We start from the raw sequence: 20,084 nt of genomic DNA, 5'->3' as shown, positions 1-20,084 counted from the left end.
ACTCAAACGCTCAGCTGCACTGCCCTTCCTCCCATGAGAGACGGCACCGCGCAAACCGAATTATTCAGGCCCGACTAATGATAAACAGGGCGCTTGGCGCGAAAAACGGGCACCGTAACCCGTTTTCCGATGGACACCAGGCTGCGATCGGCCATGACCGGTCAGCCACTCGAGCGATTTATCCGTTGCTCGAGTGGCGAGGCTTTCCCCCAGAAGGGACGTTGAGCGGCTATTCGTTATACGCAACGCAAATTTAGACAGGGACAGTTCAATCCCTTCCAGAACCTCTGCAACACCAGAAGTAGCCTAAGTGTTTTGCGCTCCGGCTTTGCTCAGAATCCATTTGACCAATGTGGCGAAACAGTTAGCCTTTGTAAGCGTTGTCATTCGCCGAATTGTTTTGAGATCCGCCGTCATCGTCAGCGGCGCCCCGAGCCGCCGCTGCAAGATTCTGATATTCGTACGCTTTTTCCGCCGACTCAATCCTCTCGATTCTTTCAGCAAGAGCCGCTGCCTTTCTCTCGTCACAATAAAGCAGAGATCCCAGAAGGTTGAAACTCTGAGCACTTTCCATCTCGGAGCCGCCAGCCATTGAAAGGAAGTCTGCGACTCGTGATGGCGAGCTTGCAAAAATGCGCGATTTCCCCTCGACCACGCTCATCATTACCTTATCCCACGTGGAAAAAATAAATCCTTCATCCACGCTGTTTTTCAAGAATGTACAAACCGAAGCATCATGATCGATGATGATGGGAGGGCTTCCCGGTTTCCCTTCCGCGATTTCTTGACGTATATCTGCATCCCATCGGCCAGTAGAGATGATTTCAATGCCAAAGTCTTCGAGAATACTTTCAATCGTGTTTTCGACTTTACGCGGGGGAGCGTTTCCTGACAGTCCAAAATGAGCGAGAAAATCCTTCAAAGAATAATTTTCTTTCAACTCCCCTCGCTCGCGAAGGTGGCTGTAGTGGCTGAGATACGAATTGCTCGATGCTTTTAAGGCTGCCTTGTTCGCTTCATTCAGCGCGGTGTAGGTTTGCGCGAATTTCAGCGCCTCTATTCCGTGAAACACCATTTCATTGACGTAACAGCGAGGAACGGCGATTGAAATGTTATGACTTTGACATAGCTGGTGGAGAGCGGCCGCCGCAATGCTATATCTGGATCTTACTGAGCCGAAGCAGAGGCCGAACATTAGTGGCATAGCCACGCTCGAATCCAATAACATCCGGACATCAGTCGTTCGCCCGAGGGCTCGATAAATGTCAAACGTATTGGCCGAAAAGATATGATCGAGAGTTTTACCGTACTGACTCACCCTGGCAACCGAAAGCTTTGATAAGTCCTCGTACAGATCATTTTTGCGGCGAATCAAATTATGATTGGAGATGAAATCTGCAAGCGCTGTTTCCTGAATGCCGTCGCCGTTCAGCACTCCTTCACGAGCAGAAATTTCAAGTGCCACTTCAATTAATCGACGCACATCATCAACTGAAAGTGAATATTTATTTGAAATTGATGTGATATCGTTGCTAATCGATTGCGCATAATCCTCTTCAGCCGCCTCCATCAATTTTTTCGCGTTTTCGGAAAGATCAACGACTCCGGCATTGGAAATGATATCGCCTTTGACAATGAGGCGAGATAGAGCGCCTCTTGCGTCGTGTTCAATATCGACCCCGGGAAGTGATGAGCCGATGGCCGATACCACATCGTCATTTTTTGACGAAGGATGTTTGAACATGTACGCTCGGATATTGCTCTCAATGACGTCTTGGCGCAAATCTTTTGCTTCGCTTGAAAATAGCAGAAGATTACTAAGAGCAATTTCTTTAGGTGTTGCTGTAATTTTCCCCTGAACAAGATAACCTAGTTTTTCATATGCGGATTTAATGACGCCCGGCGCAGAAAGACTCGTAGAAATTCTATTTAAATCAAATACAGAAAGCTCCACTTCGCCTTTTTGCTTATATTTATTATTTCGAAAATTGGCGAGATCAGTATCACGAATTAATCGATTTGTAATGTAAATCAAATGGCGCTTTCCCGCGGTTCGCGTGGCGTCGGCCTCACTATTAATTTTATTTTCCCAATCTTTTCTGACGCTTAGTTGAATGCGCAGATCCGTACGAGAGCACGATACATCTCTGCCGCCGTCGCCCGTTCCATCGATAATGCTGAGTTCCCTATACCCTTCACTCTGCAGAAACAGCAGCGCGACGTCATAAAATTTCTTTTCTTCAACGTCTTGAATTGCTCGTCGCAGGCCGGAGAAATACATCGTATTACGCTCCATAAAAATAAATCGTCGGGCTGAATCACACGACGTTCGCCGCTGTTATTCAGCCATGCTTGCACTGGTCCGCTTTTCGCGCCAAGTTTTGGCCTGGCTCGCAACGTGGGTCACAGAGAAGTTTGCCAGAGCACGGGCCGCGAGGACAACGAAAAGTGATCACGATGGCATCTCCGAGGAAGCACAAATCGAGCCATGATCGTATCCGGAGTTTCACTCGGCGTTCGTGGTAGGAAAACAGAACAATGTGGCTCCGCAAGCGGCGTTCATGGACGGAGAGAGGTGGGCGTGGAGTGCGAGCGTCCGGCTTCCAAATATAAGCGGTCGTGATTCACGTCAATTCGTGATCGGCCGCAGCGGGTCGACAACGGTCTTCGGCCGGTCCGTCGCCCTACGGTTGCCTATGCATGGATTCGGGCGCAGCGAGGCAGCGGCACGCGAAGAGGAAGGAGTGGTGACAGAGAAAAAACGCCGCGCTGGAAGACCCGGCATGGAGAGGCCCGAGTGGGTACGTGACCCACATCGTCCCCGAAATTGTCCCTGGAGTGTCCCTGAAGGCACCCATGAGGGACAAAAAACACGCTAACTCTTTGAGTTTAAAACGATACTCGTGGTGGGCCGGGTGGGACTCGAACCCACTATCGGTCGATTATGAGTCGACAGCTTATACCAGTTAAGCTTCCGGCCCTTTGAGCGTGAAGGGCAAAAAGAAAGCGCCGAGTGCGGCGCTTTCTGTCACTTCCAAACATTGCGCTGGGCGGCCTTCGAAGGGTAGCGAGTTTGCCTCACAACGCATCCCAATACAAGCCCTGGACAACCGCGCGCTCAGTTCCCCTCGAGGAACGACTTCAGCTTGTCCGATCGGCTCGGATGTCTCAGTTTGCGCAGCGCCTTCGCCTCGATCTGCCGAATCCGCTCGCGCGTGACATCGAACTGCTTGCCGACTTCTTCGAGCGTGTGATCCGTGCTCATCTCGATGCCAAATCGCATACGCAGCACCTTCGCCTCACGCGGCGTCAGCGAGTCGAGCACATCCTTGACCACGTCGCGCATCGAAGCATGCAACGCGGCATCCGATGGCGCCACCGTGTTCGTATCCTCGATGAAATCGCCCAAATGCGAATCGTCGTCGTCACCGATCGGCGTTTCCATGGAGATCGGCTCCTTCGCGATCTTCATGATCTTGCGGATCTTGTCCTCCGGCATTTCCATTTTTTCGGCAAGCGTCGCCGGGTCCGGCTCGAGACCGGTCTCCTGCAGGATCTGCCGCGAAATACGGTTCATCTTGTTGATCGTCTCGATCATGTGAACCGGAATCCGGATGGTGCGCGCCTGATCAGCGATCGAGCGCGTGATGGCCTGACGGATCCACCACGTCGCATACGTCGAGAACTTGTAGCCGCGACGATATTCGAACTTGTCCACCGCCTTCATCAGGCCGATGTTGCCTTCCTGGATCAGATCGAGGAACTGCAAACCGCGATTGGTGTACTTCTTCGCAATCGAAATCACGAGACGCAGGTTCGCCTCGGTCATCTCGCGCTTGGCCTGCCGCGCCTTCAGTTCGCCCGCCGCCATCTGACGGTTCGTTTCCTTCAGGTCCTTCAGTGGCAGCACCACACGCGCCTGCAGATCGAGCAGACGTTGCTGCTGCTCGCGGATCGCCGGAATATTACGCTCCAGCACCGCGCCGTATTCGTGACCTTCTGCGACCACCTTGTCGGACCATTCGAGATCCGTCTCGCTGCCCGGGAAGCGCGTGATGAACTCGGCGCGCGGCATGCCGCACTTGTCGACGACCGTATGCAGGATCTGACGCTCGACCTGACGCACTTCATCGACTTGCGCACGCAGCGTGTCGCACAGACGCTCGACGGTACGCGCCGTGAAGCGGATGTTCATCAGCTCCGTCTGAATGGCTTCCTGCGCCTTCAGATATGCCTTCGACTTGTAGCCTTCCTTCTCGTAGGCGCGACGCATATTGTCGAACCACTCGCTGATGAGCGCAAATTTCTCGAGAGACTGGGTCTTGAGGGCTTCGAGCTGCGCGGCATTCGCGCTCGCCTGCGCGGAACCGTCGTCCTCTTCTTCCTCTTCCTCGTCGCCGTCTTTCTCTTCCTCGGCTTCCTCGTCCTCGGTCTCGATCGCCTCGGCTTCCTGCTCCGAGAATCCGTCCGTATCCGCGGCGTTCGGGTCGATCAGGCCGTCGACGAGCTCATCGACGCGCACTTCCTCGTTCTGCACGCGCTCAGCCATCGCCAGAATGTCCGCGATGGTCGTCGGGCATGCGGAGATCGCCATGACCATGTGCTTGAGGCCGTCTTCGATGCGCTTGGCGATCTCGATTTCGCCCTCGCGCGTCAGCAGCTCTACTGTGCCCATCTCGCGCATGTACATGCGCACCGGGTCGGTCGTGCGGCCGAATTCGGAATCGACGGTGGAAAGGGCGACTTCGGCTTCTTCCTCGACTTCATCGTCCGATGAAGCGTTCGGAGCGTTGTCGTTCAACAGCAGCGTTTCGGCGTCGGGCGCCTGCTCGTACACCGCCACGCCCATGTCATTGAACGTGCTGATGATGCCTTCGATCGCCTCGGTTTCCGTGAAGTTGTCCGGAAGGTGGTCGTTGATCTCGCCGTACGTGAGGAAGCCGCGCTCCTTGCCGAGCTTGATGAGCGCGCGCAATTTGCCGCGCCGCTCCTCCAGTTCCTCGACGGTGCCGGGTGCGCTCGACGAGAACGCGTCCTTCAGGAGTGCCTTCTCCTTCGCGCGGCGATCGCGGGCCTTCGCCTTTTCGACCTTCGCCGCAGGAGCGGCGCCAGACTCTGCGTTTTGCATTGCGTCGTCTTCGACGGATACATCGTTCAGCTTTTTCGTCATGGAGTTCGCCATACCGGCTTTAGTCTCGACTCGCGGCTGCTGGACAACAGCCGATGGAACCGTGAATACCCAATACGCGCACGCTGCTTCGTCCTGCGTGCCCTGCCCGGGGCGCCATTGCGGATCGGACGAGCTTGAATCGCCTTTCTCGCCCTTACCCTCAATAGCAGCCGCTTCCCTTGCGCCCGTCTGTTCGTCGGCGTGCTTTTCCGCCCGTTCCGTGTGATTTATGCGGCCCGCGCCACGCAATCGTGCTCGTGCGCCACACTCCGGACGACCGACAAAGCTCCCGCCTTCCTGCCTCTCTTTCCGAACCGGCCAAACGCGCCGGTCTACCGCAAAAACGCCTGAATGCTCTTTGCGAACCGCTCCTTCCGCTGCCGCTCACTCGCCGCAAAAACACGACGAAAACGCCTGAACAGTTGACAAAAAGCAATTCCTCTTGAACTTTTAATTATAGCATCTCACCTTGCGCCATCCGGCGCAGCGCCCCGCCCAGCCTTGATCTGCGCCACTTTCGCCGACAAATCCGAAAACTCCGCCACCTCATCTGCAGAGAGGCTGGATTGCCGCGCCAGTTGATCTAGCCGTGCGCGATAACTGTCGTGCCGCAACTTCACCACCGTCGCCTGCAATTCTTCCGCTAGCAGGCGCTTCTGCTCTTCGACGCGCTGCGCAGCGTCCTCGTCGGACGGGTCGCGCATCAGCAAATCGCGAACGTTTTCATCATAGGCGAGAATTTCCTGGAAGATATCTTCGTACGTGGGCGCATTTGCTGCATTTCTCAAGACGTCCGACAGCATCTGAAACTCCGCGTCGCCGCCGAGCTCGCGCGCGTGCCCGATCACTTCGCTGAAAAGTTCGCCATGCTCGGTCATCGTTACAAGGGTGCGCTCGCTTTCCTGCTCGAGCGTTACCGCGATTCCCGGGTACATCACCAGGTTGCGCAGCGCCCGCTGTTCCTGGCCTGTCACGCGCCGGCGCTCGCTCTTAGGCACGTTCGCTCGCGCGACGGCCGCCGCACGCGAGTCGATGTCGCACAACGCGGCGATTTCCGTGAACGGCGTGTCCAGCCGATCCGCGAGCATATGCAGGATCTGCACCCGCAACGCGTTCGCCGGAAGCGCCTGAAGCAGCGGCTTGGCGTCGAAGAGCGCCTTGGCGCGACCTTCGGGCTGATCGAGTTCCTTGTCGTTCAACACCTCGTTGAGGAGGAACTGCGACAGCGGCATCGCGCGATCGACCTGTTCGCCGAATCCGTCCGTGCCGAATTCGCGCACGTAGCTGTCCGGATCGTGTTCCTTCGGCAGGAACAGGAACTTGACCGTGCGGTTGTCCGCCGCGTGCGGCAGCGCTGCCTCCAGCGCGCGACGCGCGGCGCGCCGGCCGGCTGAATCGCCATCGAAGCTGAAGACCACCGTATCGGTCTGACGAAACAGTTTCTGCACGTGGACCGGCGTGCACGCGGTGCCGAGCGTCGCCACCGCGTTCGCGAAGCCGAGTTGCGCCAGCGCGACGACGTCCATGTACCCTTCGACGACCAGCACGTAACCCAGTTCGCGAATCGCGAGGCGCGCCTCGAACAGTCCGTACAATTCGCTGCCCTTGCTAAATAAGGGCGTTTCCGGCGAATTCAGATATTTCGGCTCGCCGCCGTCGAGCACGCGCCCGCCGAAGCCGATGACATTGCCCTTCACGTTGCGGATCGGGAACATCACGCGCTCGCGGAAACGGTCATAGCGACGCGCCTGCCCTTGCGAATCCGTCTTCTCGCTGACGATGACGAGACCCGCTTCCACCAGGTTTTCATCCCGATAATCGGGAAATGCGGTTTCGAGGTTCTGCCAGCCGTCCGGTGCATAACCGAGCCCGAAGCGCGCCGCGATTTCACCCGTCAGGCCGCGCTTCTTCAGATATCCGATGGCGTTTGGCGCACCGCGCAATTGCTTGCGATAAAAATCGCAGGCGGTCTGCATGACGTCGGTCAGCGCAACGGTGACGGCCTTGCTCGGCCCGCTTTCGACGCCACCGCCACCACCACCGCCTCTGAAAGACGGCTCCTGCGGCACCGTCAGACCTGCGCCCTGCGCGAGATCCTTCACGGCCTCCGGAAAGGTAAGCCCGGTGTGCTCCATGAGAAAGCCGATCGCGGTGCCGTGCGCGCCGCAGCCGAAGCAGTGATAAAACTGCTTGGTCGGACTGACCGTGAACGACGGGCTCTTTTCGTTATGGAACGGGCACAGGCCCATGAAATTCGCGCCGCCCTTTTTCAATTGGACGTAGCGGCCCACCACGTCGACGATATCGACGCGGTTGAGCAAATCCTGCAGGAAAGCGTGCGGAATCACCGATCAGTCAGCAGCGAAAATTACTTGGCGAGCGCGGCCTTCACCTGCGCCGAAACGGCGGTCATGTCGGCCTTGCCCGCGAGCTTCGGCTTCAGCACGCCCATCACCTTGCCCATGTCCTGCGGGCCGGCTGCGCCCGACGCTGCGATGGCGGCCTGCACTTCGGCGGCGATCGCATCGGCGGAAAGCTGTTCGGGCATGTACGCGGACAACACCGCGAGCTCGGCCTTTTCCTTGTCGGCGAGATCGGTGCGGTTCGCGGCTTCGAACTGGCTGATCGAATCCTTGCGCTGCTTGATCATCTTGTCGATGACGGCGGTAATACCCGCGTCGTCGAGCGTGATGCGATCGTCGACTTCACGCTGCTTGACTGCGGCGAGTAGCAGGCGAATCGTGCCGAGGCGCTCGGTTTCCTTCGCGCGCATGGCCGATTTCATGTCGTCGTTGATCTGGTCTTTGAGGCTCATCGTTCACCCGGTGCAATTGCGAAAGTTTGAATTCCAGCCGGCGCCCGGCATCCCGCGAAAGCAAAAACCCGCTTGGGAAGGCCTCCTCAAGCGGGATCGTTAGCGGGCCGTCATGAGTTGCGGCGAAACTTGCCGCGCTTACGTGTGAGCGCCAGCCAGAGCGGAGAGAATCCTCCGATGACCGTCTGAGTATAGCAAACGGGTTCGCATTCCGAGACTCGCCAAAACCCCGCTTCGCGCGCCTTCAGACGGACGTTGCCGCGCCCCGCGCAAACTCCGCCGCGGCCTTGCCCGCCGCGACGCCCGATGCCCACGCCCACTGGAAGTTATAGCCGCCGAGCCAGCCGGTGACGTCCACCGCCTCGCCGATGAAATACAGGCCCGCGACGCGCTCGCTCATCATCGTCGTCGAGGAAAGCTCGCGCGTGTCGACGCCGCCGCGCGTGACTTCCGCCTTGCGATAGCCTTCGGTGCCGCTCGGCATCAGCGTCCAGCCCGATAGCGACGCGCCAAGCGCTTTCAAGGTGCGGTCGGGCAGATCGGCAAGACGTGCATCGACGGATACTTTCTGCGCTTCGAGCCACGCATGCGCCAGACGCGCGGGCACATGCTCAGCCAGAAAATTGCCGATCTGCTTCTTCGAGCCCGCTTTCGCTTCGATGAGCATGCCCGTGGCGTCGGCGTCGGGCAGCAGATCGACGTGAATCGGCTCCGACGTGTTCCAGAGGCTCGAAATCTGCAGCACGCCCGGCCCGGACACGCCGCGATGCGTGAGCAGCAGATCCTCGTCGAACTCGCCGCGCGTCTTGCCACGGCCCGTGCTGATGCGCACTGGCAGCGACAGCCCCGAGAGCGCCGCGAACGGCGCCCAGTCCGCCGATGTGAACGTGAGCGGCACGAGCGCCGGCCGCATGTCGATCAGCTTGTGGCCGAACTGCTTGGCGACGCGATAGCCGAAATCCGTCGCCCCGATCTTCGGAATCGAGAGCCCGCCCGTTGCGATCACGAGCGCGGCCGCGCCGATCGCGCCAGCGTTCGTGTCAAGCGTGTAGCGCGCGCCGTCGTGACGGATCTCGTGCACGGCGCAGGGACGCCGCCACGCCACCGCGCCGGCATCGCACTCGCTTTTCAGCACGTCGATGATGGTTTCGCTGGAGTCGTCGCAGAAGAGCTGGCCTTTGTGCTTTTCGTGCCACTTCACGCGGTACTGCTTGAGCAGGGCGAGAAAGTCGCGCGGCGTGTAGCGCGCGAGCGCGGAGCGGCAGAAATGCGGATTCGCGGACAGAAAATTGGCCGGCTGCGCGTTGATGTTGGTGAAATTGCAGCGCCCGCCGCCGGAGATGCGGATTTTCTCGGCAAGACGCTCGGCGTGGTCGATGAGCACGACGCGGCGCCCGGACTGAGCGGCCACGGCCGCGCACATCATGCCGGCCGCGCCCGCGCCGATAACGGCGATATCGAAAGATTCCATGGCGCGCATTTTACCTTCCCCGCCGCGCCGGAAAACGCACAAGTACGCGCGCTGCTATACTTTTCTGTTCCCTCCGACGCCTCACATCCATGCTCGTTCTCGGCATCGAAAGCTCTTGCGACGAAACCGGCCTCGCCCTCTATGACACCGGGCGCGGTCTGCTTTCGCACGCCCTTCATTCGCAGATCGCGATGCATCGCGACTACGGCGGCGTCGTGCCGGAACTGGCTTCGCGAGATCACATCCGCCGCGCGCTGCCGCTACTGGAAGAAGTGCTGGAAAAATCGGGCGCGCAGCGCGGCGATATCGACGCGATCGCGTTCACGCAAGGCCCCGGGCTCGCGGGCGCGCTTCTGGTCGGCGCGAGCATCGCCAATTCGCTCGCAATGGCGTGGGACAAGCCGACCGTCGGCATCCATCATCTCGAAGGGCATCTGCTGTCGCCGCTGCTGGTCGACGAACCGCCGCCGTTTCCGTTCGTCGCGCTTCTCGTTTCCGGCGGGCATACGCAACTGATGCGCGTGACCGATGTCGGCGTCTACGAGACGCTAGGCGAAACCCTCGACGACGCCGCCGGCGAAGCCTTCGACAAGACCGCCAAGTTGCTCGGCCTGGGTTACCCGGGCGGCCCGGAAGTATCGCGGCTCGCGGAATTCGGCACGCCGGGCGCGGTCGCGCTGCCGCGTCCGATGCTCCATTCCGGCGATCTCGATTTCAGCTTCAGCGGCCTGAAAACCGCCGTGCTCACGCAGAGCCGCAAGCTCGGCAACAACGTGTGCGAGCAGGCGAAGGCCGATCTCGCGCGCGGTTTCGTCGATGCGGCCGTGGACGTGCTCGTCGCCAAGTCGCTGGCCGCGCTGAAGAAGACCGGCCTGAAGCGGCTCGTCGTGGCGGGCGGCGTCGGGGCGAACCGGCAGTTGCGCGAGGCGCTGTCGGCGGCGGCGGAGAAGCGCCGCTTCGACGTGCACTACCCGGATCTGTCGCTGTGCACCGACAACGGCGCGATGATCGCGCTCGCCGGCGCGCTGCGCCTGTCGCGCTGGCCCGAGCAGGCCGTGCGCGACTACGCGTTCACCGTGAAGCCGCGCTGGGATCTCACCTCGCTCGCGCGCGCCTGAGCTATAACCCGCGCCTCATCGCGGCGGATTGAACGGCTGCACGATCGATTTGAAGACCGGCAGGGCTTCGCAGCGATCGCTGTGGCCGATGAGCGTCGGCCAGCGCGTCGACGTGAAAATCGACGGATGCGCTTCGCGCGCGAACCGCAGCGCGCACGCCACCGCGATATCCGCGTGGCCGATGGCGTCGCCGAACCAGAACGGCGTCGGGCGCGCGGCGCGATCCGCCTCCAGCGCGTTCAGCACGCGCTCGACCTGTCCCGTGCAGCGGTCCAGCCAGGTTTGCGATTTCTCCTTGTGCAAAACGCGTTCGTAGACCAGCGCAACGGCCTTGTCAGCGAGACCTGTGGCGAGCGCGCAGACCTTCAGCGCCTCGCGGCGTTGCGGGCCGCTCGCCGCGATCATCGCGTGCTCGCCTGCCTGCTCGTCGAGATAGTCGAGGATCATCGCGCTTTCGATCAGCACGTCGCCGGAATCGAGCACGACCGTCGGCACGCGGATCAGCGGATTGAACGGCGCGATCTTGTCGGCGTCGCCGAACACCGACCACGGACGATGCTCGTACGTCATGCCGTAGAGATTCAGCGCGATGGCCACGCGCCGCACGAACGGGGAATCGTATTGGCCGATGAGGATCAAGAGGCGCTCCGCTTAGTCGTAAGTGGAGAGCCAGTTTAAGCGCGTGCGGGCCTCGGAAACAACGGCCATGCGATCAGCGCGCACGCGCCCGCCGCGAGCCAGACGATGGCCCACGAACCGGCCGCGAGCACATGCGGAATGACGAGCGGCGTCACGAACAAGCCCGCATACACTGCGGTGTTCGTCATGCCGAGTGCGGTCCCGGCGCGCTCGGCGCCCGCGAGCGTCGCCAGTTCGGTGTATGCGACTCCGTGCCACGCCGATACGCTCACGCCCGCGAACACGAGCATCGCCGCGATCAGCCACGGCGCGTGCGCGAGCCCGCCGGCAATCGCCACCGCCAGCGCGACGAACGACGCCGACGCCACGATCACCGACGCGCGCATGTACGCGCGCCGGTTGCCGTGACGATCGGTGTATCGGCCGCTCCAGACGCGCATCGCCATCGCGCCGAGCTGGATCGCGCCCATCGTCGCGCTGATCGCCGTCACGCCGAAGCGCGCAGCGTCGTGCAGGAACACGGTCGCGAAGGTCAGCACGGCGAACTGCGGCACGCACAAGATGCCGATACCCAGCACCACGCGCCACACCAGCGCATTCCTGAGCGGCGCGGCGCCCGCTTCATGCCGCGCGGCGCGATGGACCGCGTCCGGCGGTTGGCGCAACCAGCGCCAGGCAAACGCGCCTGATGCCGCCGACAACGCCGCCAGCGCGCCGAACACCGCCGCAAAGCCATGCGATGACGCCAGCCACGGCAGCAATCCCGCGCCGATGCCGCCGCCGAGCGGCACCGCGGTCTGGCGGATGCTCATCGCGAGACCGCGCTCGCCTTCGGCGAACCACGCCATCACCGCGCGCCCGCTCGCGCTGTTGACGCTGCCGCCGAGCAGCCCGATCACACCCATCCCGACGACGAGCCAGCCAAGCGTGGCGGTCGCGGGCACGAGGAGCAGGCTCATCGCGATGAGCGTGGCCGCCGTGGAAAGCAGGCCGGTGAGCAAGACCGGGCGATCGCCCCAGCGATCCGTCAGCACGCCCCACGGCAATTCGGAGAGCGCGGCGCCGAGGCCGAGCGCGCCGAGCACGAGCCCGAGTTCACTGTTAGTGAGGTGATAGCCGCCGCGCAGCCAGACCGCCGTAGTCGGAATGCCCGCCGACGCGGCAGAGAAGCTCGCGTTGGCCGCGACGCCGACGCCAAGCACCTTCCAGCGATGCCCGCGACCGAGCGCGGACGCGTTCTTCGATTTCAATACGAGGGGCGTTGCCATCATGCTGTCCATATCGGATTTGACTGGAGCCAGTTTGACGGCTTAGGATCATCCTGAAAATCACAAAGTTTTCAATCGATCATTCGGATTATCAGGACGATTTCCATGAGCCAGACGACATTCGATCTCGCGGTGCTGCGCAGCTTCGTCGCGGGCATGGATTTGGGCAGTTTCGCGAAGGCGGCGGATCGCGTCGGCCGTTCGACGTCGGCCATCAGCGCACAGATTCGCAAGCTGGAGGAACAGGCGGGCACCGCGCTGTTTCGCAAATCGGGGCGCGGACTCGCGCTCACCGAAGCCGGAGAGATCATGCTCGGTTACGCGAGACGCCTCGTCGAACTGAACGACGAGGCCGCCGTCGCGCTTCGCGGCGTCGATCTGGAAGGCTGGATAAGGCTCGGCTTGCAGGAGGATTTCGGCGAAGTCGTGCTGCCCGATGTGCTCGGCCGCTTCGCGCGCGCGCATCCGAAGGTGCGGATCGAAGCACGCGTGGCGCGGAATACGGAGTTGCTGGAGCGCATCGATACCGGTCAGCTCGATCTCGCGCTCGTCTGGGGCGCGGCCGGCGTTACCGACGACAGCAATGCCGCGATGATCGCCGAGCCGATCGCCACGCCGCACATGCGCTGGATCGGCTCATCGAGCGTTCCTTGGCAATATGGGACGGACGAGCCTTTGCCGCTCATCGCCTTCGATCGACCTTGCATGTTTCACAGCGCGGCGGCCGCGGCGCTCGATCGCGCGGGCATCAAGTGGCGGGTGGCGTTCACGAGCCCGAGCTTGTCGGGACTGTGGGCGGCCGCCGCGGCCGGTCTCGGCGTGACCGTGCGCACGACCTACGGCTTGCCATCGACGGTACGCGCGCTCGAGGCCGGTGAATGCCGCCTGCCCGCGTTGCCGTCGATTCCGCTGGCGCTGCATCGCGCATCGGGAAGCGCGTCGCCGCCGGTGGAGCGGCTTGCGTCGCTGGTGATCGCCTCGGTGCGGGAAGCGCACGTTTCGTCGGAAACGGCGCTCGCCGAGATGCTTTAAGCGTCGCGGCGCTTGTCGCGCTCGATGACCGCGTAAGCGCTGTGATTGTGGATCGACTCGAAGTTCTCCGCCTCGAGCACGTAAGCGACGATGCGCTTGTCCGCATTCAGGCGCGTCGCGATATCCCGCACGAGGTCTTCGACGAACTTCGGATTCTCGTACGCGCGCTCGGTCACGAACTTCTCGTCGGGGCGCTTCAGCAAGCCCCAAAGCTCGCACGAAGCCTCTTCCTCAGCCATGCGGATCAGCTCCTCGACCGCGACTTCATCGGCCAGTTCCGCCGTGATCGTGACGTGCGAGCGCTGGTTGTGCGCGCCATACTCCGAGATCTTCTTCGAGCACGGGCACAGGCTCGTCACCGGTACGAGCACCTTGATCGACATGGTCGTGTCGCCGTCGCGCCGCTCGGCGATGAAGCTCGCTTCATAGTCCAGCAGGCTTTTCACGCCCGACACCGGCGCGGTTTTCATCACGAAGTACGGCAAGGTCACTTCGATACGGCCCGAATGCGCTTCGAGCTTCGCGAGCATCAGCGCGAGCATGCCGCGCAGCGCGTGCTGGTCGAGCGGAGAGCGATTCTCCTCCAGCAACGCGACGAAACGCGACATATGCGTGCCCTTCTGTTCGGCAGGCAGATGAACGTCGAGATTCCACACGCCCACGCTCGGCTTGAGACCGTCTTCCGTCAGCACCGTCAGCGGATAGCGCACGCCCTTCACGCCGACGCGCTGAATCGCGATCTGGCGCGTGTCGGGCGTGCTCTGGACATCGGGCATCACGAAGGCGGGATTCATCTGATTCATTTGTTTTGTCCTTATGCGCCGCGCGTCAGGGCGACGCGGGCGGATCGAAACGTTGAAGCGCACACGGCGCGGATGGAGGTCCGCGCCGTGTGCCAAAGCGATGTTGCGCGGCGCACCCCGAGCGCGCCGTTGAACCGTCGAGCCGTCGAAACTTACGCGACGCGCTTGGTCAGCTTGTCTGCATGCGCCCTCTCGACAGCGTCGAGAAAGCGTTCGCGAATCGACTTCGCGATGCCCGCCGCGTCCAGACCGACGCTCGCGAGGAGCTTGGCCGGATCGCCATGATCGATGAACGCGTCCGGCAAGCCGAGTTGCAGCACGGGCTTGATGACGGAGCTGGCGAGCAGCGCTTCCACGCATGCCGAGCCCGCCCCGCCCATGATCGAGCCTTCCTCGATCGTCACGATGGCGTCGTGAGTCGCGGCAAGTTCGCGCAACAGGTCGGCGTCGACCGGCTTCACGAAACGCATGTTGGCGACGGTGAGATCGAGCTGTTCCGCGGCGGCCAGCGACGGCGCGACCATCGTGCCGAACGCGCAGATCGCGATGCGCTTGCCCGAACCCAGCTTCTGCGACGACTCGCGGCGGATTTCACCCTTGCCGACGGGAATCGCGGTCATCTGCTTGACGGTCGCGACGCCCGTGCCCGCGCCGCGCGGATAACGCACGGCGGTCGGGTTCGGCTGCTGCAGCGCCGTGTAGAGCATCTGACGGCACTCGTTTTCGTCCGATGCGGCCATCACCGTCATGTTCGGGATGCAGCGCAGGAACGCGAGATCGTAGTTGCCCGCGTGCGTCGCACCGTCCGCGCCGACGAGACCCGCGCGGTCGATCGCGAACACGACCGGCAGATTCTGCAGCGCGACGTCGTGGATCAACTGGTCGTAGCCGCGTTGCAGGAAGGTTGAATAGATTGCGACGACGGGCTTCATGCCGTCAGCGGCCAGACCGCCGGCGAACGTCACCGCGTGTTGTTCCGCGATGCCGACATCGAAATAACGCTCCGGGAAGCGCTTCTCGAACTCGACCATGCCGGACCCTTCGCGCATCGCCGGCGTGATGCCGACCACGCGCGAATCTTGCGCTGCGGCGTCGCACAACCATTCGCCGAACACTTGCGTGTAGGTCTTTTTCGAAGGCGTGGTCGCCGGCTTGATGCCCTCGGCCGGGTTGAACTTGCCCGGACCGTGATACAGCACCGGATCGGCTTCGGCGAGCTTGTAGCCCTGGCCTTTCTTCGTCACGACGTGCAGGAATTGCGGGCCGCGCAGTTCCTTGATGTTCTGCAGCGTCGGGACCAGCGAGTCGAGGTCGTGACCGTCGATCGGGCCGATGTAGTTGAAGCCGAATTCCTCGAACAGCGTCGCCGGAACGATCATGCCCTTCGCGTGCTCTTCGAGCTTGCGGGCGAGATCGAGCATGGGAGGCGCGGCGCGCAGCACGCGCTCGACGCCCGCCCGCGCGGCGGCGTAGAAGCGGCCCGACATCAGACGCGCGAGATGGCGATTCAAGGCGCCGACCGGCGGCGAGATCGACATGTCGTTGTCGTTGAGGATGACGAGCAGCGGCAGGTCGTCGGCGACGCCCGCGTTGTTCATCGCCTCGAAGGCCATGCCGGCGGTCATCGCGCCGTCGCCGATCACGGCGATCGAGTAGCGGTTGTCGCCTTGCAGCTTGTTTGCGACGGCCATGCCGAGCGCCGCCGAAATCGACGTGCTCGAGTGCGCGGTGCCGAAGGTGTCGTATTCCGACTCGGCGCGGCGCGGAAAGCCGGAAATGCCGCCCAACTGGCGCAGCCCGGGCATCTGATCGCGGCGACCGGTGAGGATCTTGTGCGGATACGTCTGATGGCCGACATCCCAGACGATGCGGTCAGCAGGTGTATCGAACACATAGTGCAACGCGATCGTCAGCTCGACCGTGCCCAGATTGGACGACAGATGGCCGCCCGTCTGCGACACGCTGTCGAGCACATAGGCTCGCAGCTCATCGGCCAGCGGTTGCAGTTGGCGACGATCGAGGGCACGGAGATCGGCCGGATCGTCGATGGTTTTCAGCAGGTCGTACATCGTCGTCCCATTTTAGGAAAACTGGCGTGATTCGTTCAGCGCGATTTCTTGCTTCGCGCCGTGGGGTTCGTCACGCGTTCAACAATCAATTCACCCGGTTCACGACCAGGTCGGCAAGCTCGGCGAGACGCTGACCGCGCGCGCCGAAAGGCTGGATCGCGGCATGGGCGTCGCGGCCGAGTTGCGCCGCGAGTTCGCGCGACGCGTCGAGGCCTATGATCGATACGTAAGTCGGCTTGTCGTGCTGCGCGTCCTTGCCGGCGGTCTTGCCGAGCGTGGCCGAGTCGGCGGTGACATCGAGGATGTCGTCCACCACCTGGAACGCGAGGCCGACCGCGGCGGCGTACTGGTCGAGCGCCGCCAGGTCCGACGCGCTCGGCGTCGCGCCAGCGAGCGCGCCCATGCGCACCGACGCACGCAGCAGGGCGCCCGTCTTCTTGCGATGCATCGTTTCGAGTTCGGGCCGCGACAGCTTGCGCCCGACGCTTTCCAGATCGATGGCCTGCCCGCCCGCCATGCCGACCGAGCCGCTCGCGAGCGCCAGCTCGCGCACCAGCGCGGCCTGCTGGCCATCGTTCAGACCATTGCGTTCGGCCGTCAGCGCGACGAACGCCTGCGACTGCAACGCGTCGCCGACGAGCAGTGCCGTCGCTTCGTCATATTGGATGTGTACCGTGGGCTTGCCGCGGCGCAGTGCGTCGTCATCCATGGCGGGCATGTCGTCATGCACCAGCGAATAGACATGAATCATTTCCAGCGCGGCGCTCGCCGCTTCCACCGCCTGCGCGCTGGCGCCGGTCAGTTCGCCGGCCGCGTGGCACAAGAGCGGTCGCACACGCTTGCCGCCGCCCAGCACGGCGTAGCGCATGGCTTCATGCAGGCGCGCCGGCGCGACGTCCGTGCCCGGCAGGTAGTGCTCGAGCGCGGTCTCGACACGGTCGAGCGTGGCGCGCATCCATTGTTCGAACGTCATAGGTCGTCGTCCCCGTGGTCGTTGGTGGCTCCGGCGCCTTGGGTGGCGCGCTGTACGTCGGCGGGCAGCGGCTTGAGCGTCTCGCCATCGAGCACGCGTACCTGCTGTTCGACCTTCTCGAGTTGCTGTTGGCAAAAACCCACAAGCGCCGCGCCGCGACGGTATGCCGCAAGCGATTCCTCAAGACTCAGCGCGCCCTCTTCCATGCGCGCCACGAGTGCCTCGAGTTCGGCCAGGGCCGCTTCGTAATTCTCAGGAAGCCGCGCGGCGTCCGCGCTCGGCGCGTCGGCGCCAGTTACCTCACCTGTTTGCTGGACAGCGGTTTTCGCCATGAATCGTGGATGTGCAATTGAACTTTTGGAGCCAAGTCCCACATTCTACGGCAAAAGACAAATTTTCGACCCGCATCCGGTACGTGCGGGACCGTCAACACTGCCTTGCGGCATTGTCCGCCAATCCGCGCCCAGCGCGCCATCCGCTCGCGATCGCCGGGCGATTATGCGGAACTCCGGTGACAATTTATACCCAAATCAAGACCTTATGCGCCCCGGCATGGCGGATTTCGGTATAATCGCGGGCTCCCCTAAATCGAACCTTCGATGGTTGGGTTGTTCACTGCTTTCACGTTTTCATCGGGAGTGGGAATGTCCAATCTGAGCAATGCATTGCAGCTCAAGGCTGTTCATAGCCAGCTGCCAGTCACGGCTTACTTTGACGAAGCGCTTCTTACGCGCGAACTCGACACACTTTTCAAGCAAGGTCCACGCTATATCGGGCACGAACTCATGGTTCCCGAGGCGGGAAACTATTTCGCGCTTCCGGGCGAAGGCGAGGGGCGCGTGCTCGTCCGCAATCAGCAGAAAAACATCGAACTGCTGTCGAACGTGTGCCGCCATCGCCAGGCGATCATGCTCAATGGCCGCGGCAGCGCGGACAACATTGTCTGCCCGCTGCATCGCTGGACCTATGATCTCGACGGCCACTTGCTCGGCGCGCCCCACTTCGCGGACAAGCCCTGCCTGAACCTCGGCAAGACTTCACTGCAGAACTGGCAAGGCCTGCTTTTCGAATCGGAGGGCCGCAACGTCGCCGCGGATCTCGCGAGACTTGGCACGGCACGTCACTTCGACTTCTCGGGCTTCATGTTCGATCACGTCGAAGTGCACGAGTGCAACTACAACTGGAAGAGCTTCATCGAGGTCTATCTGGAGGACTATCACGTCGCGCCGTTCCATCCGGGACTGGGCAGCTTCGTGTCGTGCGACAACCTCGAGTGGGAATTCGGCGACTGGTACAGCGTGCAGACCGTCGGCGTCCACAAGAATCTCGAGAAGCCGGGCAGTCCGACGTATCGCAAGTGGCATGACGAAGTCCTGCGCTTTCGCAACGGCGCGCCGCCCGAGTTCGGCGCGATCTGGATGGTGTACTACCCCGGTCTGATGATCGAGTGGTATCCGCACGTGCTGGTCGTGTCGTGGCTGATTCCACGCGGCACGCAGAAGACGACGAATATCGTCGAGTTCTATTACCCCGAGGAAATCGCGCTGTTCGAGCGCGAGTTCATCGAGGCGGAGCGCGCCGCGTACATGGAAACCGCGCGCGAGGACGACGAGATAGCCGAGCGCATGGACGCTGGCCGCCGCGCGCTGATGGCACGTGGCGAAAATCAAGTCGGCCCGTACCAGAGCCCGATGGAATCTGGAATGCAGCATTTCCACGAGTTCCTCCGGCATCAACTCGGGCCGATCTGAACGCGGTTCGGTCATCAGGAAAAGACGGGCTTTCGAGCCCGTTTTTTCTTTTAGACTAATGGCTCATCCTCGGACCACACGCGCCGAATCTGGAGCCGTCATGCCGCACACTCACTACACCACGCTCATATCGGCGACGAATCTCGCCGAACGGCTCGCCGCCGCGCCCGGCAGCGTTCTCGTTTTCGACTGCCGGTTCGATCTCGCCGCGCCCGAATCCGGCGAAGCGGCCTATGCCAGCGGGCATATTCCGGGCGCGCACTATCTTCATCTCGACCGCGATCTGTCCGGCGCCAAGACCGGCACGAACGGGCGTCACCCGCTGCCGGAGCGCGCCGCGCTGGTCGCGAAGCTCGCGAGCTTCGGCCTGAACGAACGTCAGCAGGTCGTCGCCTACGACGCGCAGGGCGGCATGTACGCCGCGCGTCTGTGGTGGCTGCTGCGCTGGCTCGGGCACGACTCGGTGGCGCTGCTCGACGGTGGCCTGCAAGCCTGGGAAGACGCGGGACAGCCGCTCGACACGGCCGTGCCGCCCAAGACGCAAGGCACGTTCAAGGCCGCCGCGCCGCTGCAGGTGACGATCGATGCACAGGCGATCGAGCGCAGCATCGGCACACGCGATCATCTGCTGGTCGATGCGCGCGCCGCCGATCGCTATCGCGGCGAGAACGAGACCATCGATCCCGTCGGCGGGCATATTCCGGGCGCGCTCAATCACTTCTTCAAGAACAATCTCAACGCGGAAGGCCGCTTCAAGACCGCGCACGAACTGCGCGAGGCGTTCGGCTCACTGATCGGCACGACGTCGCCGGATCGTGTCGTGCTGCAGTGCGGCTCGGGCGTCACGGCCTGTCACAACGTGCTCGCGATGGAAATCGCCGGCCTGCACGGCGCGGCGCTGTATCCCGGCTCGTGGAGCGAGTGGAGCGCTGACCCGGGCCGGCCAGTCGCGACCGGCCCCAATCCTTGAAGCGC

At 62.2% G+C, this 20,084-nt stretch carries 15 protein-coding genes and 1 tRNA gene; 4 read left to right on the top strand and 12 right to left on the bottom strand.

Annotated features, from left to right (window positions below; genetic code table 11):
• Positions 1–364 precede the first annotated feature (364 nt).
• From AWB79_RS34070 to AWB79_RS34045, 6 genes are all read right to left on the bottom strand, one after another.
• Positions 365–2,281, bottom strand: coding sequence for a hypothetical protein (locus AWB79_RS34070; RefSeq protein WP_157695908.1), 1,917 nt, complete (start codon positions 2,279–2,281; stop codon positions 365–367).
• 623 nt (positions 2,282–2,904) lie between these two features.
• Positions 2,905–2,981 (bottom strand) — tRNA-Ile (locus tag AWB79_RS34065).
• A 137-nt stretch (positions 2,982–3,118) separates the two neighbouring features.
• The gene (gene rpoD, locus AWB79_RS34060) at positions 3,119–5,182 is read right to left on the bottom strand and encodes an RNA polymerase sigma factor RpoD (protein ID WP_061171856.1); all 2,064 of its coding nucleotides are present in this window, start codon (positions 5,180–5,182) and stop codon (positions 3,119–3,121) included.
• Between the two features lie 452 nt (positions 5,183–5,634).
• Positions 5,635–7,518, bottom strand: coding sequence for a DNA primase (dnaG, locus tag AWB79_RS34055; protein WP_061171855.1), 1,884 nt, complete (start codon positions 7,516–7,518; stop codon positions 5,635–5,637).
• A gap of 20 nt (positions 7,519–7,538) precedes the next feature.
• Positions 7,539–7,985, bottom strand: a complete 447-nt coding sequence (locus tag AWB79_RS34050; RefSeq protein WP_061171854.1) for a GatB/YqeY domain-containing protein — start codon at positions 7,983–7,985, stop codon at positions 7,539–7,541.
• A gap of 244 nt (positions 7,986–8,229) precedes the next feature.
• Positions 8,230–9,456 carry a BaiN/RdsA family NAD(P)/FAD-dependent oxidoreductase gene (locus tag AWB79_RS34045; protein ID WP_061171864.1) on the bottom strand — a complete coding sequence of 409 codons (1,227 nt, stop codon included), beginning with the start codon at positions 9,454–9,456 and terminating at the stop codon, positions 8,230–8,232.
• Positions 9,457–9,545: 89 nt separating this feature from the next.
• On the opposite strand from AWB79_RS34045, the gene tsaD reads away from it, so the two are divergent.
• Entirely contained in the window at positions 9,546–10,574 is a 1,029-nt protein-coding gene (tsaD, locus tag AWB79_RS34040; protein ID WP_061171853.1) for a tRNA (adenosine(37)-N6)-threonylcarbamoyltransferase complex transferase subunit TsaD, read from the top strand.
• 15 nt (positions 10,575–10,589) lie between these two features.
• On the opposite strand, the gene AWB79_RS34035 is transcribed toward tsaD, so the two are convergent.
• Positions 10,590–11,213: a glutathione S-transferase family protein gene (locus AWB79_RS34035; RefSeq protein WP_061171852.1), complete on the bottom strand. Its 624-nt coding sequence runs from the start codon at positions 11,211–11,213 to the stop codon at positions 10,590–10,592.
• Positions 11,214–11,248: 35 nt separating this feature from the next.
• Positions 11,249–12,493, bottom strand: a complete 1,245-nt coding sequence (locus tag AWB79_RS34030) for an MFS transporter (protein ID WP_374728583.1) — start codon at positions 12,491–12,493, stop codon at positions 11,249–11,251.
• A 93-nt stretch (positions 12,494–12,586) separates the two neighbouring features.
• On the opposite strand from AWB79_RS34030, the gene AWB79_RS34025 reads away from it, so the two are divergent.
• Positions 12,587–13,513 (top strand): LysR substrate-binding domain-containing protein, encoded by a 927-nt coding sequence (locus AWB79_RS34025; RefSeq protein WP_061171851.1) that lies wholly within the window; start codon positions 12,587–12,589, stop codon positions 13,511–13,513.
• Here the strand turns inward: AWB79_RS34025 and folE2 are convergent.
• The 4 genes from folE2 to AWB79_RS34005 form a co-directional block, all read right to left on the bottom strand.
• Positions 13,510–14,316, bottom strand: coding sequence for a GTP cyclohydrolase FolE2 (gene folE2 / locus AWB79_RS34020; protein WP_061171850.1), 807 nt, complete (start codon positions 14,314–14,316; stop codon positions 13,510–13,512). The genes AWB79_RS34025 and folE2 overlap by 4 nt on opposite strands.
• A 152-nt stretch (positions 14,317–14,468) precedes the next feature.
• On the bottom strand, positions 14,469–16,385 hold the full coding sequence (dxs, locus tag AWB79_RS34015; protein WP_061171849.1) for a 1-deoxy-D-xylulose-5-phosphate synthase: 1,917 nt from the start codon (positions 16,383–16,385) through the stop codon (positions 14,469–14,471).
• 85 nt (positions 16,386–16,470) lie between these two features.
• The gene (locus AWB79_RS34010) at positions 16,471–17,358 is read right to left on the bottom strand and encodes a polyprenyl synthetase family protein (RefSeq protein WP_061171848.1); all 888 of its coding nucleotides are present in this window, start codon (positions 17,356–17,358) and stop codon (positions 16,471–16,473) included.
• A complete protein-coding gene (locus AWB79_RS34005; RefSeq protein WP_061171847.1) occupies positions 17,355–17,690 on the bottom strand; it encodes an exodeoxyribonuclease VII small subunit in 336 nt (111 codons plus the stop codon). Before AWB79_RS34005 ends, AWB79_RS34010 begins: the two co-directional genes overlap by 4 nt.
• A gap of 312 nt (positions 17,691–18,002) precedes the next feature.
• On the opposite strand from AWB79_RS34005, the gene AWB79_RS34000 reads away from it, so the two are divergent.
• On the top strand, positions 18,003–19,109 hold the full coding sequence (locus AWB79_RS34000) for an aromatic ring-hydroxylating oxygenase subunit alpha (protein ID WP_061171846.1): 1,107 nt from the start codon (positions 18,003–18,005) through the stop codon (positions 19,107–19,109).
• A 100-nt stretch (positions 19,110–19,209) separates the two neighbouring features.
• Positions 19,210–20,079 (top strand): sulfurtransferase, encoded by an 870-nt coding sequence (locus AWB79_RS33995; protein ID WP_061171845.1) that lies wholly within the window; start codon positions 19,210–19,212, stop codon positions 20,077–20,079.
• The last annotated feature ends 5 nt before the right edge of the window (positions 20,080–20,084 follow it).

This window comes from Caballeronia hypogeia (assembly GCF_001544875.2).
Classification (GTDB): Bacteria; Pseudomonadota; Gammaproteobacteria; order Burkholderiales; family Burkholderiaceae; genus Caballeronia; species Caballeronia hypogeia.
This window is presented reverse-complemented; position numbering and strand designations above follow the sequence as displayed.